The following is a 1120-nucleotide window of genomic DNA, read 5'->3' on the forward strand; positions in this document are numbered from 1 at the left end:
ACCCGGCCATGAGCAAGCGGCTCGGCGAGCAAGGCAAGACGATCGTGCGGGTGCTGATCGGGGTCGACGGGCTTCCTACGCAGGCCAGCATTCGTCAATCGAGCGGCTACGAGCGGCTCGACGAGGCCGCGCGCACCGCCGTGATGAGTTGGCGCTACGTGCCGGGCAAACGCAACGGGGTCGTCGAAGCGATGGAGTTCAACGTGCCGATCAACTGGGTTCTCAATTAATTTTCTGGAGTAGTTTCATATGGATTCCCACTTTGGCCTGATGAACGTCTGGCAGCAAGGCGACTTCGTCACCAAGGCTGTCGCGCTGCTGCTGATCGGCATGTCGCTCGCCTCCTGGATCGTGATCCTGATCAAGGCGCTCGACGTCATCAAGTACAAGCGCCTCGCACGCCATTCGCAGGACTTCTGGCACAGCGAGGATTTCGCCACCGCCCTGGCCAAGCTCGGAAAGGGCGACGGCAACCCGTTCCGCGCGCTGGCACTCGAAGGCCGCGAAGCCGCCGCCCACCACCGCAATACCAAGGCCCACCTGCACGACGCGCTCGATGTCAGCGACTGGATCACCCGGGCGCTGCGCAACGGCATCGACGAGTTCACGGCGCGCCTGCAGACCGGGCTCGCGATCCTTGCATCGGTCGGCTCGACGGCGCCCTTCATCGGCCTGTTCGGCACCGTCTGGGGCATCTACCACGCGCTGATGAGCATCAGTTCCGCCGGCCAGGCGACCATCGACAAGGTGGCCGGCCCGATCGGCGAGGCGCTGATCATGACGGCCCTCGGCCTGGCGGTCGCGATCCCCGCCGTGCTGGGCTACAACGCGCTGGTGCGCGGCAACAAGTTCGTGCTGACCAAGCTCAACAGCTTCGCGCACGACCTGCACGCCTACTTCGTGACCGGCGCCCGCGTGCAGAGCAGCGGCGGCGAAGCCACGGTCGTTCCGCTCAAGAAGGTCTGACCGCCATGGCCTTCGGAACACAGGACGAACCCGACGAGGTCATGAACGAGATCAACATGACGCCGCTGGTCGACGTCATGCTGGTGCTGCTGATCATCTTCATCATCACGGTGCCGGTGATGAAGCACGCGGTGAACATCGACCTCCCCCGCGC

3 protein-coding genes are annotated in these 1120 nt (G+C 64.5%); all 3 read left to right on the forward strand.

Annotation, left to right across the window (positions count from 1 at the left end; translation table 11 throughout):
• The coding region (locus AC1D2E_RS35905) for an energy transducer TonB (protein WP_478201801.1) at positions 1–230 on the forward strand (230 nt) is incomplete at its 5' end.
• Between the two features lie 19 nt (positions 231–249).
• The gene (locus AC1D2E_RS35910) at positions 250–966 is read left to right on the forward strand and encodes a MotA/TolQ/ExbB proton channel family protein (RefSeq protein ID WP_478201802.1); all 717 of its coding nucleotides are present in this window, start codon (positions 250–252) and stop codon (positions 964–966) included.
• A gap of 5 nt (positions 967–971) precedes the next feature.
• Positions 972–1120: biopolymer transporter ExbD (locus tag AC1D2E_RS35915; protein ID WP_478201803.1), on the forward strand; the 149-nt coding region annotated here is incomplete at its 3' end.

This window comes from Variovorax sp. P1_H2 (genome assembly GCF_056405295.1).